The sequence below is a fragment of the Kineosporiaceae bacterium genome, from assembly GCA_016713225.1.
Classification (GTDB): domain Bacteria; phylum Actinomycetota; class Actinomycetes; order Actinomycetales; family Kineosporiaceae; genus JADJPO01.
In genome coordinates, this window is record JADJPO010000003.1 from 923,956 (window position 1) to 939,013 (window position 15,058).

11 protein-coding genes and 1 pseudogene are annotated in these 15,058 nt (G+C 69.8%); 7 read left to right on the top strand and 5 right to left on the bottom strand.

The window, feature by feature from the left end; all coding sequences use genetic code 11:
- Positions 1–32 precede the first annotated feature (32 nt).
- The gene (locus IPK24_15325) at positions 33–812 is read left to right on the top strand and encodes a tetratricopeptide repeat protein (protein MBK8076899.1); all 780 of its coding nucleotides are present in this window, start codon (positions 33–35) and stop codon (positions 810–812) included.
- Between the two features lie 97 nt (positions 813–909).
- On the opposite strand, the gene IPK24_15330 is transcribed toward IPK24_15325, so the two are convergent.
- Complete coding sequence (locus IPK24_15330) at positions 910–2,622, bottom strand: hypothetical protein (protein ID MBK8076900.1); 1,713 nt, start codon at positions 2,620–2,622, stop codon at positions 910–912.
- A 213-nt stretch (positions 2,623–2,835) separates the two neighbouring features.
- Here IPK24_15330 and IPK24_15335 point away from each other — a divergent pair, with 213 nt between their 5' ends.
- The 3 genes from IPK24_15335 to IPK24_15345 all read left to right on the top strand — a co-directional run bounded on the left by IPK24_15335 (position 2,836) and on the right by IPK24_15345 (position 6,666).
- Positions 2,836–3,687, top strand: a complete 852-nt coding sequence (locus IPK24_15335) for a methyltransferase domain-containing protein (GenBank protein MBK8076901.1) — start codon at positions 2,836–2,838, stop codon at positions 3,685–3,687.
- 104 nt (positions 3,688–3,791) lie between these two features.
- Positions 3,792–5,579, top strand: coding sequence for an ABC transporter substrate-binding protein (locus IPK24_15340; GenBank protein MBK8076902.1), 1,788 nt, complete (start codon positions 3,792–3,794; stop codon positions 5,577–5,579).
- Positions 5,580–5,703: 124 nt separating this feature from the next.
- Positions 5,704–6,666, top strand: a complete 963-nt coding sequence (locus IPK24_15345; GenBank protein ID MBK8076903.1) for a hypothetical protein — start codon at positions 5,704–5,706, stop codon at positions 6,664–6,666.
- A gap of 34 nt (positions 6,667–6,700) precedes the next feature.
- Here the strand turns inward: IPK24_15345 and IPK24_15350 are convergent, their stop codons facing one another.
- Positions 6,701–8,389 carry a hypothetical protein gene (locus IPK24_15350; protein MBK8076904.1) on the bottom strand — a complete coding sequence of 563 codons (1,689 nt, stop codon included), beginning with the start codon at positions 8,387–8,389 and terminating at the stop codon, positions 6,701–6,703.
- A 55-nt stretch (positions 8,390–8,444) separates the two neighbouring features.
- Positions 8,445–9,482: a WYL domain-containing protein gene (locus IPK24_15355; GenBank protein ID MBK8076905.1), complete on the bottom strand. Its 1,038-nt coding sequence runs from the start codon at positions 9,480–9,482 to the stop codon at positions 8,445–8,447.
- Positions 9,483–9,554: 72 nt separating this feature from the next.
- On the opposite strand from IPK24_15355, the gene IPK24_15360 reads away from it, so the two are divergent.
- From IPK24_15360 to IPK24_15370, 3 genes and pseudogenes are all read left to right on the top strand, one after another.
- Positions 9,555–10,730: an epoxide hydrolase gene (locus IPK24_15360; GenBank protein ID MBK8076906.1), complete on the top strand. Its 1,176-nt coding sequence runs from the start codon at positions 9,555–9,557 to the stop codon at positions 10,728–10,730.
- 116 nt (positions 10,731–10,846) lie between these two features.
- Positions 10,847–11,325: pseudogene (locus IPK24_15365) on the top strand (PhzF family phenazine biosynthesis protein).
- A 93-nt stretch (positions 11,326–11,418) separates the two neighbouring features.
- Entirely contained in the window at positions 11,419–12,516 is a 1,098-nt protein-coding gene (locus IPK24_15370) for a hypothetical protein (protein ID MBK8076907.1), read from the top strand.
- A gap of 391 nt (positions 12,517–12,907) precedes the next feature.
- Here IPK24_15370 and IPK24_15375 read toward each other — a convergent pair whose 3' ends face one another.
- Together IPK24_15375 and IPK24_15380 are read right to left on the bottom strand one after the other, a co-directional pair.
- Positions 12,908–13,312, bottom strand: coding sequence for a hypothetical protein (locus tag IPK24_15375; protein MBK8076908.1), 405 nt, complete (start codon positions 13,310–13,312; stop codon positions 12,908–12,910).
- A gap of 129 nt (positions 13,313–13,441) precedes the next feature.
- Positions 13,442–15,055, bottom strand: a complete 1,614-nt coding sequence (locus IPK24_15380) for a hypothetical protein (protein ID MBK8076909.1) — start codon at positions 15,053–15,055, stop codon at positions 13,442–13,444.
- Positions 15,056–15,058: the final 3 nt, after the last annotated feature.

Sequence of the window (15,058 nt, forward strand, 5' to 3'; positions counted from 1 at the left end):
GGTGTGCGCGGGCCGCGAAACGGGGGTGCGACATGCGTGTTCCGGGGTTTCGCCGACCCGAGCCGAGCGCCACTGCCGCCGACCACGAGCAGCGCGGGTTGCTCGCGCTGTCGCACGGCGACTACCGGACGGCCGAAGACTCCCTCCGACACGCCCTGAGCCTCTTCGAGCGGGACGACGATCAAGCCGGTGTTGCCGGCATTCACGCCAAGCTCGGGGTCGTGGCGCAGGACCAGGGCCGCATCGAAACCGCCGAAACGTCCTTCCGGCGTGCCGTGACGATCTTCGAACGGCTCGGCGACGAGGCCCGCCTGGCGAACTGCCTCGGTCTGCTCGGGATCCTGGCGCAAGACCGAGGTGACCACCGGACCGCCGAAGAGGTACTCCGACGGGCGCTGGCCCTCGAAGAGCGGCTCGGCCATCGCGCCGGCATCGCCGCCGCCCATCACCAACTCGCGATGCTGGCGCAAGCCCGCGGCGACCTCCAAGCGGCCGAAACCGGCTACCTGCGAGCCCTGACGATCCTGGAACAGCTCGACGATCCGACCAACCTGGCCACGACGTGGAGCCAACTGGGCATCCTGCGCACCGAGCAGGGACTGCACGCTGATGCGGTTCAGCTGCATGTTCGGGCGCTCGCGGTGCGGATCGCGATCGAGGTACCCCAGGCGGCCATCGATGGTGACGCGTTGGTGGGGCTGTTGCAGATCATGGGCACCGAGGCATTCACCGCGGAGGTTGCCCAGATTCTGGACGCCGAGAGCACCCAGAGACTCATGTCACAGCTGAACAGTCTGGCCGACCGGGCCTGACGGCCGAGGCGTGGACAGGGACCTCGCAGCTCGGGGCCGTTCCCCGGCAGGGCTGTCGGTGGTCCGGAGTGCAGCCGCGGCTGGGGGTGACGACCGTTCAGCCGACGCGCGGTAGGAATTCGAGCCCTCGCCGTAGGTGTTCGTCCAGGTTGGTCCGGGCAGCGTGCGCGACCAGTTCTCTCGAGGCCGTTTCCGCTCCGGCGGCATCACCCGCCTCGAGGCGAATCTCTGCCTCCGAGAGCAGAATCGCCCCGATCATGGCGGCCCAGGTGTCGGACTTGCTCATGGCTCGGGTTCTGGCCACGGCCAGCCAGCGCAGTGCCCCGTCGGTATCGCCGTCGCGGGCGCGATGCAGAGCGAGCATGCGACTGCTGGCACCTTCCCAGCAGGGGTCGGCGAGATGGCAGCTCATGGCGAAGCAGCGCTCCACCTCGGAGATCGCCGGAGCAGCGCCTCGGGCCAGGCCAGCCTCCGCCAGGACGACCATGGGGAACGGCTCGAACGAGACCCACTGCTGGCCACGAACGACCTCGAGGCTCTCCGTGAGCCACGCGACCGCGGTCGGGATCCGTTGGGACAGTAAGGCTGTCCACCCGCCGAGCCCGAGTGCCCACGCCTGCCAGCGTCGGTCCCCGACGGATCGGGCGAGGTCGATGGCCAGCTCGAACCGCTCGATGCTCGGGTCGTACCGGCCCCAGTCGGACAGGTTCACAGCCGAGATGGCGTGGACGCCGACGAGCAGTTCCGGGAGACCATCGGCCAGCTCGAGGGCGAGGTCGAGTTGGTGCTGGGCCTCCGGCCGCCGTCCGGCCAACGAGTTGACGTAGCCCCGTTCGCGCAGGGCTGCGACCGCAGTGCGTCGATCACCCGAGGCACGCGCGCGCTGAACGGCCTGCTCGAGCAGCACACTGCCTTCGTCGTCGAACCCCCTGACCGTGTGCACGAGCGCGGTACCCAACTCGAGCAGGCATTCACCGAGCAGTCGGTCGTCGCCCATCGCCTCGGCCTGGGCGCCTGCCCGCCGCAGGCATTCCAGTCCCGCCTCGACGGCGCCCGCCGTGATGGCAGCCCGGCCGGCATCCACCAGACCCCTGGCGATCGCCCCGGTCGACACTCCGGGCGGATCAGCCGAGACACTGGATCGGGCGGCGCTGCGCAGGGCCGCCGAGGGGTCACAACCGAGCTCGGCGCGGAACAGCGATTCCACGTCGGCTACGTGCCGGAGAGCCGCGTCAGCGTGGCCGGCGGCGACCAGGCTGCGGACGAGGAGCACCTGCGCCCCTTCGTCGTAGGGGGCGCGGCGAGCCGCGATCCCGGCCAGCTCGATGGCTCGATCGAGCTGCCCGCGCGAGATCGCCGTGATGGTCTCTTCGCGCAGAAGGGCGGCGATCCGGGCCGACACCTGCTGACGCGCCACCAACAGCCACGTCGAGAACTCCGGCGTACACCGCGGATCGATACCCTCCACGAGCTCACCGACCGAGCCGGTGTCGAGACGGCCGTCCCGCAGAGCCTGCACATCGACCGTGACCCCCATCGGCAGATCCGTCGTGACCGGGTCGCCGAGGAAGACCTCGGACGAACCGATCGCCTGGCGAATCCGGGCCAGGCACCAGCGCAGCGCCCCCAGCGGGTCCGCGGCCTGGGGGAAGAGCTCGGCGCTCAGCTCGTGTCGGCTGACCGGCACCTCGGACAGCAGCACCCGGGCCAACACGGCCCACGACTTCTGCCCGCCCAGCGGTCGGATCCGGCCGGCCGAGTCCTCGATCCTCGGCTTGCCGATGAGCTTCAGGTGGACCATCCCGGACACGATCGCGCACCTCACGACGGGCTTGCGAGCCGGACCTGCACTCGTTTCAGGACAACTCGACCTGTCCAGCGTGTGCGAATCCGTGTGCGCCGTCCAGCGCCGACTGCCCAAGCCTCACCTGCCGGGCCACCTGGCAGCCGGACACGCTGCCGCTGACGGCCGATCGCGGCCCACTTCGGCGCATCACGCGTGCCCTGACGAACGGAGCAGCTCATGGGATTCGACCCGATCCAGTACAAGGTCACCACTCGGCAGCAGTGGGAGGACGCCGCAGACGCCTGGCACCGCTGGGGTCCGGTTCTGGAGCAGTGGTTGGGCCAGGCCACCGAGACCATGCTCGACGCCGCCGGAGTGCACCTCGGCAGCCGGGTGCTCGACGTGGCTGCGGGCGCCGGCGGGCAGAGCCTGGCGGCAGCCCGACGCGTCGGAGCAGCCGGCCGGGTGTTGGCCACCGACATCTCGCCCACGATCCTCACCCACGCGGCGAAGTCGGCCGCCGCGGCCGGGCTCACCACCGTGGACACACTCGAAGCGGACGGCGAGGCGCTCGACTCCGTGCCCGCGGAGTCGTTCGACGCCGTCATCTCACGAGTTGGGTTGATCTACTTCCCGGACCAGCAGAGAGCCCTTGCCGGGATGCGACGAGCGTTGCGGGACGGCGGCCGGCTCGCCGCGGTGGTGTACTCGACCCCCGAGCGCAACGAGTTCTTCTCGCTGCCGGTCTCGATCATCCGGGCACGGGCCGAGCTCCCCCCGCCACAACCGGGTCAGCCGGGGCCGTTCAGCCTGGGTGCGCCCGGAGCGATGGAGAAGGCCCTGATCGACGCCGGGTTCCACGACGTGAGGGTCGAGACCGTGCCCGCGCCGCTGCGGCTGGCATCGGCCGCCGAGTGCGCGCGCTTCGAACGGGAGTCCTTCGGCGCCCTGCACCAGATGCTCGCCGGTGTGCCCGCCGCGCGTCGTCCGGCCGTCTGGGACGAGATCGCGACGGCCCTGCAGCGCTTCGAGACCGACGCCGGGTTCGTCGGCCCGTGCGAGATGCTCGTCGGAGCGGGTACCCGCTGAATCGCGGACTAGCATTCCCCTGTCGTTGATCCAGATCTCGCCGAGGGTCGGGTGAGTCGCGAGATCAGACGCATCGATCGGGGGGGAAGGTGGTCGTGGGCCGCATGACCGGCAGGTCTCCTGTCACATTCCTTGCCGCCACGTGGATCTCACTCGGCAGTGTGATCCTGCTCGGCGCCTGCGCCCTGACGTCCGGGAACGAGCCGAACGCCCCACGATCGGGGTCCGCGGCGGCTGGAACCCCTTCGGCAGGAACAGCGATCAGGTCGGGCGGGGAGAGCGCGCGCCCCGGTGGGACGCTCTACTACCTGACGAAGAGGCCGCCTGAGCATCTGGATCCGCAACGGACCTCCACCGCCCGCGACCTGGCCAACCTCGGTCGCCTCGTCTACCGCAGCCTGGTGCAATTCCCGGTGACCGATGACCCCGACCGGGCCACCACTCCCGTGCCCGACCTGGCCACCGACACCGGCACCTCCGAGCACGGCGGCAGGCAGTGGTCGTTCACGCTGAAGGACGGCGTCGCCTGGCAGGACGGCAAGGCCATCACGTGCCAGGACGTGAAGTACGGTCTGTCGCGCGCGTTCGCGGCCAAGGAGCTCACCGGTGCACCGGCGTACGCGCTCGGCTACCTCGACGTGCCTCGTCGTCAGGGGGTTGCGACCTACCAGGGTCCGGGCACGACGCAGGGCCAGGCCGATGTCGATCGGGCGGTCAGTTGCCGTGGCAGGACCATCACCTATCGGTTCAACCGGCCGTGGCCGGACTTCCCGCTGGCGATCGCCGCACTGCGGATCTTCGACCCCTACCGCGCGGATCGAGACCGCGGTGTCCGCTCGAACCTCGAGATCTTCTCCAACGGTCCCTACCGGCTGGAGGGGGCCTGGGGGCCGATGTCGATGTCGGCCACCTTCGTGCGCAACCCGAACTACGACCCGAGGACCGACGGGGTTCGCAAGGCCCTGCCGGACACGATCGTGTTCCAGCTCGCTCTGCCCGCCGAGGACATTGCCCGGCGCCTCATCGAGGACAGCGGCGACGACCAAACGGCGGTGACCGACCGCACGATCCCGCCGGCCTTCTTCGGGCAGGTCACCGGATCGGTGGCCGAACGGTCGACTCTCGTCCGGTCATCGTTCACGTCCTTCTTGATGCCCAACGTCACGCGGATGAGGAGCCGTACAGTCCGTCAGGCTTTCGCGATGGCCACCAACAAGGCGGCGTACAGCGCGGCCCTGGGCGGCGACCGGGTGTCCACCCCCGCCCGGTCGATCATCAACCCGCTCGTGCCGGGCTATCGGGCCAATCCACGATTCACCGCTCCCGACGCCGGTGACCCCCAACGCGCCAAGACGTTGCTGCAGCGGGCCGGCCTCCGGTTGCCCTACCCGATCACGGTGTTCTGCCCGTGCGGTGGCACTCCGGAAATGGACAACGCCCTGGTGGCGTTGAAGAAGGGTTGGGACGCGGCGGGATTCCTCACCACCATCGATCCGCTCGGCACCATGGCCTCGTTCGGGGTCGACCCCGAGTCGGACGTCGTGGTGACCGGTCAGATGGTGTGGTGGCCGACGGTCTCGGCGGTGATCCCGCCGGCGTTCGACTCCCGCATCGTCGACGACGACGCGACGAAGTACGGGCCGAGCTACCGCCACTACACCAGCACGGTCGTCGACACGATGATCGACGAGGCCATGGCGCTCGGCGACCCACGGCAGCGGGCCGAGGCCTACGCCGAGCTCGATGAGCACCTGGGCCGGGAATTCGCTTACATTCCGCTCGACATCCCGATGTTCCATCGCCTCCACGGCTCGAAGATCACGGGCTACCTCGAAGGCCCGGCCACCAGCATGTACGTGGACCTCGGCGCCATCGGGGTCCGTGAGCAGTAGGTGGTCGGCGAGTAGATGGTCGTCGGCGCTCGATGGTCCTGCCGGCCTGAGGCCGGCACCCAACGGTGACGTTTAGCAGTGCTTTGATCCCTCCACGATCTCCGGGCGCCTACCGTCGGCGCCCATGAGCAGGCGGCGATTCCCGACCCACGTCCTCGCGCTGGGCGTGGTGATCATCGGCGGCATCGCGCTGGTTCTCGCGATCGCCGTCGCGGGCCTGTTCAGGCCGTCCGAGACGACAGCGACCAGCGCCACGTCCGTCCCCACGCAGGTGGTGTCTCCGGACAGCGCGGCATCGCGCACCGCGATCGAGGAACAGCCGCCGACCACCGGGGCGACACCGCGACTCACCGCCACCCCGACGCCGAACGTCAGGCGGACGGGATCACCCACGCCGGCGACGAGGCCGGCGACGTCTCGCGCCGCGCCGTCCAGAGCAGCCACGACCACCAGCGCGAAACCCAAGCCCCCGACGACGTCCAGGAGCGCCACGTCGGGCACCCGCGGTCAGGCGACCTACTACGCTCCCGCCGCACCCGGTGGCGCCTGTATGACGTTGTCCATCCCCGCTTCCCGCTATACGGCCGCTGTCGGACCCGCCGAGTTCGCCGGCTCGAAGGCCTGCGGCAGCTACCTGTCCGTCACCGGAGCCCGCGGCACGATCCTGGTCAAGGTCGACAACCTCTGCCCCGAATGCGCCACGGGGCACATCGATCTGAGCACCGAGGCGTTCGCCGCGCTCGACGACCCCGTCAAGGGCGTCGTCCCGATCAGCTATCGCACCGTGCGGAACCCCGCGGTGTCCGGGAACATCGTCGTGCAGGTCAAGGACGGCTCGAACCCGTACTGGCTGGCGTTGCAGCTCGACAACATCGGCAACGCCCTGCAGTCGGTGGCCGTAGCCGGCCCCAGCGGTGCGTTCCGGTCGATGACCCGCAGCCAGAACGCGTTCTGGGTACTGGACGACAACCCCGGCTCGGGGCCGTTCCGGGTCCGCCTCACCGACGTCGCCGGGCACGTCGTCACGCTGACGTCGATCGACCTGAAGCCCGGGGTGAAGCAGACGACGTCGGCGAAGCTCTACTGAGACGTGGCCCTCTGCGACCCACCGAACCGAGTTCTCACGCCGGTCGCGCGCCGTGGAGGAGTGCCACCGCAGAGTCCACGATGGCGGACTCGTGCCCTCGGGCATCCAATGCCCACAAGGTCGCACCCATCGCCCGCGCCTGCGGTGGGAGTTGTGCCTGCGCCCCCGCGAAAACCCACTCGACCACACCCAGATCCGTCCGATCATTCGTCAACAGGACGATGGGCTTTCGCCCGATGAAGGAGCCGAGTCGCTGGACCTCATAGAGACAGCCTTGTCGCGAGGAGTCGAAGTCGCGCAGGTCCATCAGGACGGCGTCGCAGGTGTGTACGAGCGCCCCGAGCATCGCCTGCCAGACGTCCTGGTGGCAGAAGAACTGGTTCATCCGGAACCGCCCGTCTGGCCCGCGGCGTTCGCTGCGCTGCGCAAGACGCCAAGGGATCTCGTCGTCCCCGGCTACGAACTCGCGCGACAGCCTGCCCGTGAGGAAGGCATAGAACTCGTCTGGCTCGACACTGCGTACGGCCAGATCGGTGCCCGCGATCAGGTCGATGGTGCCGATCGGCTGCCATCGTTGAGCCAGCTCGTCCATCAGCCGTTCGCTGCGGCGGTCGTGACCGAAGACGCGCAGGAGCAGCAGGCGAACCGGCACGGGAGGCTGACCCGACCCCGTCCCGTTGAGCAACAGCCGGCTCACCAGCAGACCGAGGGCGAGTCCTGAGGCCAGGAGCAGAGCGGCCGCCCCTTCGACGGTACTCAGCACCGCGACCTGGACGACGGTCACCAACAGCCACCACACGCCGATGAAGACCATCTGGTCGCTGAGGAGCCCACGTCGGTAGCCCCGCACCGCCGCCCCGAGAGCCACCAGCCCGGAAGAAGCGCCCACGGCTGCGCCGATCAGTCGCCATGCCCACACCGCGCTGCCGGTGGCAGCAAGATGGCGCGCCACCTCCAACCCCGCCAACCACCCCGTGGCCATGGCCAGCGCGACCACCATGACCAGCGGCGCCGCAGCTCGCCAGAACCGAGCGTTCATCAGCAGGTAGATGCCGATCGGCGGAGCGGCGTAGAGCGCGATCAGCACACCGACCACCTCGGCGACCGAGAACCAGGACGCCAGAGCCCACACGGCGAGGACTGCACCGATCGTCCAGCCGAACCTCGTCCCAGGACGAGCGGACAGCACGATGGCGAGGGTGGGAACCATGGGCAACGCCATGACCCCCAGCACGATCAGCCAGATCGAGACTGCCGAGTACCCGCCCGAGAGGACCACGACCGAGGTGGTCCAGACAGCTTGGACGGCGGCTCCCGCGCCGTAGGCGGCCGCGATCCGGCGCCGCACCTGTCGCGAGCGTTCCAGCGGATCGGCCAATCCAGACCCGCTGGTCAGAGAGATGCCCGGCGAAACCCTCGGGATCGGCGGAACACCATGAGGCAGGACGAGATCGGGACGCGCGATCAGCGATGGGTTGGGCGCGGGCAGCGCCCCGGTGAGGTTCCGCCCGCGAGCGGCTCGCGCCATCGAGTGCGAGACCCGGGACCGAAAGACCCGAAGCAGAGCAGGCGCCGAGGGCGCAGTCAGGACGGTCGCGAACAACGGCACGAGAAACGCGAAGGTCATCGACCGGGTGCCCATGCACTGATCGAGAGCAAACAGCACCGGCGTGATACACAGGTGATGACCATGCCCCGAGCCGTCGAAGAGATCCTGCAGCACGCCGACGACCTCGTCGCTCGGTTCGAGAACGACGAACCCAACCCCACGGACGAGCTCAGCGGACCCTGGGAGAGCGCGGCCCTGCGGCGACAGCGCCGGACGCGGTCACCGCGCGCTGATACCGGTCGGCGACGGCCTGGAGCAGGGGCACGAGCTCGGGTGGCGACTCGACGGTGAAGTCGTACCTCAGCATGCCGATGTACGCCGCGACGGTGTCGAGGCTGTCGGCCCCGGTGAAGAGCACGCAGGTGTCACGGTCGAGGGGCTCGACGACGCCGACGGCGTGATGGATGCGCGCCAGGACCTGGGCGGCCGGTGCGTGGACGAGCAGGCGTGCCCGGACGGTCCACCCGGTGATCGCGACCCTCCGCATCAGGAAGGCGACGACGTCACCGCCAGGCACGCGCGAGGGGGAAGCCACCCGAGAGCCGGTGCGCATCCGCAGGTCGAGGTGGTCGACCCGGTAGGCGTCCCAGTGATCGTGGTCGACGTCGCGGGCGACGAGGTACCAGCGACGATGCCAGTGGACGAGGCGGCACGGTTCGACCAACACCGGCGGCGCGGCGAGGCCTGCGGGCTCGACATCGACGGGCTCGGGAAGGTGATAGTCGAAGCGGAGGAGTTCGTGATCGGCGATGGCCGCCGCGATCGCGCGCAGGCGGTCCGCGGGCACCTCGGGGTCCGGTGCGTCAGTATTCGTGTTCTCCGGCGCGCGGTCGATCGTCGAGCCGAGCGCATCGACGCTGCCCCGCAGCCTGGACGGCAGCACCTGCTCGAGCTTGGTCAGCGCGCTGCTGCTGCTCTCGGCCAGACCGACGATGCCGGTTCCGGTCCGCAGCCCCACCGCGACCGCGACCGCTTCGTCGTCGTCCAGGAGCAACGGCGGCAGCTTCCCTCCCTGACCCAGCCGGTAGCCACCGTGGCCGCCGCGTTGGCCCTCGATCGGATAGCCGAGTCGGCGCAGCCGGGCGACATCGGCGCGGACGGTCCGTGTCGTCACGCCCGACCGGTCGGCCAGTTCGGGGGCCGACCACGACGGTCGGGTTCCCAGCAGGGTCAGCAACTCCAGGAGTCGCTCAGCCGCCTCCGCCATCCGGCGATCCTGTCACGGATCCCGGGTTCAACAGGAACCATCCGTTCCTATTGCCCTCCTAGCGTTTCCTTCATGACCACAGACCCGAAGGCCTTCGCCGCCACCTCGCCCACCCAACAGCCCGCCACCCCGGGGCTCGTCGTCCGGCCGTTCACGGTGGCCGTGAGTGACGCCGAGCTCGCCGACCTGCACGCCCGGCTGGACCGCACCCGTTACGCACCGCCCGCCCCGGACGACGACTGGCGGTACGGCACCCCCGTCGCATACTTGCGCAACGCCGTCCGAGCCTGGCGGCAGTTGGACTGGCGGGCCGCCGAACGCCGGATCAACACCGTCCCGCACTTCATCACCGAGATCGACGGTCAGCAGTTCCACTTCATCCACGTGAAGTCCCCGCACCCCGGCGCGACCCCGCTCCTGCTGGCGCACACCTACCCCGGCTCGAGCGTCGACTACCTGGACGTCATCGACCGGCTGGTCGACCCGGTGGCCCACGGCGGACGGGCCGAGGACGCGTTCGACGTCGTCGTGCCCGACGCCCCGGGGTTCGGCTGGTCCAACCCGGTGCCCGATCCCGGCTGGACGACCGCACGGGTCGCTCGCGCGTACGACGTGCTGATGCGCGCCCTCGGCTACCCGAGCTACGGGGTGCACGGCTCGGACCACGGCGCGCTCGTCGCCCGCGAACTCGGCCTGATCGAGCCCGAGGGCTTCCTCGGCCTGCACGTGCTGCAGCTGTTCTCGTTCCCCTCCGGGGACCCGAGCGAGTTCGAGCGCCTCGAACCGGGCGACTACGCCGGCCTGGAACACATGGCGTGGTTCCAGTCGGTCGGTGGCTACAACGCGATGAACGCCGCCCGCCCGCAGACGATCGGCGCCGCGCTGAGCGACTCCCCGGTGGGCCTGCTGGCCTACAGCGAACTGTTCGAGAACTTCGGCAACGGCACCTCCTTGGTTCCGCTGGAGACGATCCTGCTCGAGGTCAGCGTCGCCTGGTTCGCAAACGCCGCCGCCGGCATGGCCCGCACCTACTACGCCGACGCCCGCAGCGAGGCGGAGCCGCAGGTCAACCACGCCCGTACCGGGGTCAGCGTGTTCGCCGACGACTTCCAGACGATCAAGGTCTTCGCCGAACGCGACAACGACCACATCACCACCTGGACCCGCCACCCCCGCGGTGGGCACTTCGCGGTCCTCGAGGTGCCCGAACTCGTCGCGGCCGATCTCGCGGCCTTCTTCGCCAATTGAGGGAGAGCACCGTGCCCCGTGTTCCGTTCGTGTGGGTGGACGTCTTCGCCGAGGAGCCGTTGACCGGGAATCCGCTGGCCCTGGTTCCGGATGCCGACGGCTTGACGGACTCGCAGATGACAGCGATCGCCAAGGAGTTCAACCAGTCGGAGACGACGTTCCTCGTCTCGCCGACTCGTCAGGACGCCGACCACCGGTTGCGCTCCTTCACCCCCGGTGGCGTAGAGGTACTGGGGGCGGGTCACAACGCCATGGGTGCCTGGATCTGGCTGGCCGCCGCCGGGCGACTGCCCGAGGACCGGACGCAGTTCACGCAGCAGATCGGGGACGACGTCCTGCCGGTGTCGACAGCGCCTCACCGGTCTCCGCGGACCTGAGGATGTTCCTCGCGGAGGACCCGGCGACGGGAACCGCGGCCGGACCGCTGGCCGCGTTCCTCGTCCGCCACGGTGTCACTGACGACGGTGTGACGGTGCGGATCGAGCAGGGGCGAGCCATCGGTCGGCCGAGTGTGCTCGACGTGCTGGTCGACGGAGAGCGGGTTGAGCTGTCGGGATCAGGGGTGCTCGTGGCGGAAGGACAGTTGTTCCTGTGACGGCGCCCCGCTCAGCGGATCTGCAGCTTGGCGGTGGAACATGGTCACGAGGCCGAGCCGGCCTCGTCAGGGCGATCGCCGGGAGGCAGCACCGTGAGCACGTCCATGGAGGGTGGTCGCCCGCTCCTTCGAGGGCGGGTGCTCGGCTTCCCGGTGCATCTGGACCTGTCCTTTGTCCTGATCATGGCCGTGCTCGGGTACTACCCGGGCGTCACGCTGACCGACATGGCACTGTGGTTGCTGATCACGCCCGTCGCCGTCCTGGTGCACGAGCTCGGTCACGCGGTGACGGCGCGCGCGGCAGGTGCCCAGCCCCAGATCGCGCTCGCCGGATTCGGCGGCGTCACCACGTTCGCGACGCCCGGTCCGTTGTCGCGGGCACGCTCGCTCGGGATCTCGTTGGCCGGGCCCTTCGTCGGATTGGCCATCGGCGCCGTCCTGGTGCTGGTGGACCGGTCGTTCGGCGCCGGGTTGGACCCGGCCGGGTGGCAGAACTCGGCGCTGCGGACCGGGATCTGGACCTGCATCGGCTGGAGTGTGCTCAACCTGCTGCCCGTGCTGCCCCTCGACGGCGGGCAGGCGATGCGCGAACTGCTTCCGGGGGCGCCCGCCGTCCGCGCACGCCGCGCAGCCGGCGTCTCCGTCGTGGTCGCCGGGCTGGCTGCAGTCCTCGCCTATGTCGTTCTGCGGCAGGCGTTCCTGGCCCTCTTCATGGTGTTCTTCGCGGTGACCAACGGGCTCACGTTGCGCCGCTCGGCGACGCCGTCCGCCGCAGACGCGCAGACGCCGGAACAGGCGGTCGTCGGGCTGCTGTGGGTCAATGAGCCGCAGCGCGCGCGGGAGGTGCTCGCCTCACGACCCTCCGATGTGGTCGTCGACCCTGCGGTGCACGGCGCCGTCCTCGCCCTGACCGGCGACCCGGAGCAGGGCCATGCCCTGCTCGCCCAGGAGATCGCCCGGCGGCCCGGGGACGGCAACGTTGCGGCGATGCTGATGCTGACGCTCGCGTTGCAGCACGACTGGGACGCCGTGATCGCCACCTTGCGGGGGCCGGTGGGTGTCGCCGTCCCGGACGCCGTCACCCAGCGCGCGATCGAGGAGGCGCGCGGCACCGGCCGGGAGGACGTGGCAGGCAGGATCACCCAGCTCGCAGCCCACCCCGACCGCCCCGACGGCCCCGACAATCCATGAGGTCCCCCGCCCCGTCCGGACGTCGTGGTGGTCCTCGATTCCGCTCCACTGGCGGAGCGCCCCCACGACGCTCTCCAGGCCGCCGTCGCGCGCAAGAAGGCACAGATCACGACGTGGATCAACATGTGGAAGGACGTGGCACCACCCCGGATCCGTGCCCGCGCGGTCTCCTCCGGCGTGATCAGGGACGCCTCGATTCGCATCCTGGGAATCGTCGTGTGGCCACGGTTCGAACTCGTACAGCCCGCCGTCAGGCGAGCACTGTTGGACGAAGGACCGAAGGCGCCTCGCTGGGCTCGTTCGCGACGATCCCGTCGGTGAGGCGATCAGAGCAAGCATCACGGCTGAACAACGCCGATCGCCGCGGAGACGGCCGACGAGCGACCGGATGTCAGAAGACGTTGCTCTCCTTGTGAGCCCTCCGAATCGAGTCGAACTGTCGCCTCACCTGGTCTCGATCCAAGCCACCTTCGAACTTCATTCTCAGGTCGGCAATCCGGTCCCTGGATTGCATGAATCCACGCCATTTCTGTTGCGGCTTGAGCCAGGTGTCGAAAGCAGTGAGGATCGCGGCGGCGACTGCGAGCACCGGCACCGATGACGTGAGTCCCCCCGCGAAACTGTCCGCGAGGGACTCCTTCGCTGCCACAACGGCTGTCAGGATGATGAGCGACACACGCGAGAAGTAGTACGTGAACCCATAGGCCCTCGTCGCTGTTCGCCAGTTCTTGTATTCCCTCTCCAGCTCGGCAGCCAGGAAGCTGTCAGGCGCCGAGGAGGGCTTGGGCGTCGTCATCGGTGCCTCCCGGGATGGTGGTGAATGCTACGGATTACCCTTGCCAAGAGCATGACGACGATCACCAGTAGGACCCGCCCAGCGGGCAGTCCGAAACGAGTGGAACGATCAGGGAGCACGACGGGGTGCCTACTCCGCCACATCGGTGAGTTCGTCGTAGCTCAGGCCGCTACTGCTCTCGGCACGGCCACTGCGCGCCGCCCAACTACTCCATACCCGTCTCGTCCCATCCGTCGCCCGAGCGAGGTGACTGCGCCGGGTCACCCGACGCCCCACCCGCGGCAGCTCACTGGTGACCAGCCGGAACGGCGAGCCCTGTGTCAGCAGCGTCCCCACCGGGCCGCCGCCCTTCTGCTCGAGGGACTCCCCACCCTCGACGGGCACGAGAGGCAGCCAGGAGTCCGGGACCGTGCTGGCCAGTCGATATCGCAGGGTGGACGTCCGCACGGGAGCGGGCGCCTGCTCTGCCTCGACCTGACGGCGTTCGACCGCCCCGCCGGCCGGGCCGGGAACGCGCATCTCGATGCCCCAGGCCAGGTTCGCCGCCTCGTCCCGGGTGAACAGCACCTCCTCGGCGACCGGACCGTCGAGGACGTCCACCGCGCACGGCGCGATCAGCAGCCGACCCTCGGTGTCGCCGTCGATCTCGAACATGCGCCACGGTCTGCGCCCAGGCAGCGTGCCCGCGCGAGGGATCGTCACCCGCTCGCCATACGTGGTGAGCACCTCCAGCCGAGTGATCCGGGTGAGGCTGCCGGCAGGCACCGTGAGCGGCACCACGAAGAAGTCGTTGCCGTACACCAGGGCGAACTCGGCGAGCAGCAGCCGGCCGAGGTCGTCGGGCGCGGCCTCGAGACGGCCGAGATCGACCGCGCGGTTCTCGAACTCCCACCAGCGCGAGGACGGCATTCCGGGGAAGGCAAGCCGCCCCGGCAGCACCGTGAGCGGCCCGGTGGGGACCGGAGCCGGGTCTCCGGCCCCGAGCGTCCCGGAGCCGACGTCAAAGGTGTGCCAGTCGACGCGGCCACCCCGGTGATCGGGCGCGTGCAGCGTGACGGCCCCGGACGCCGTGCGGGCGCCCAGGGCGAACGGCGCAGCGAGCCTGTCCGCCTGCCACGCCCCGGTCGGTAGCGGGTGGCGGGCATCCCACCAGTCACCGAAGGCATCGAGAGCACGGTCGAAGGCATCGGCGGTGATGGGGCGGACACCGATCCGCTCACGCACCGAGGAAGGGTCGGGGAAGGCAGGTGCCAGCCGCAGGGCCAGCCCGTCGATGGCGCGCCCACCCAGCAACGCCGCCCTCCGGACGCCCAGATCATCCGACCGGGAGCTCTCGTCGCCCGACAGCACCGACACGGCGAACTCGCGCCGCAACGCCTCCCCGTGTTCGCGGACCAGATCGTCACCGAGGAACCGCAGGAACCGTGACCCGGCGGCCGCGCGCTCGCGTCGACCGACAGGATCGGTCACTGCGTCCACCAGCGACTCCAACGGCACTCCGTGCGGCAGAGGCGTCCCGTTGTCACCGGCGGCCGGTGTTCCGGCTGCCCATCGGGTGATCGGCGCGACCTCGTAGGCGATGGTGGCCGACACGATCGAGGCGGTGTCCGATCCGGTCAGCTCACCGACCTGGTCCTGGCGACCCAACAGCCAGAGCGGATCACCGACCCGCGCGGCCAGACCCGGCAGCGACTCGCTGCGCGTGCGCGGCTCGAGCCGGTTCCATGTGGTCAGTGATCCCATCGG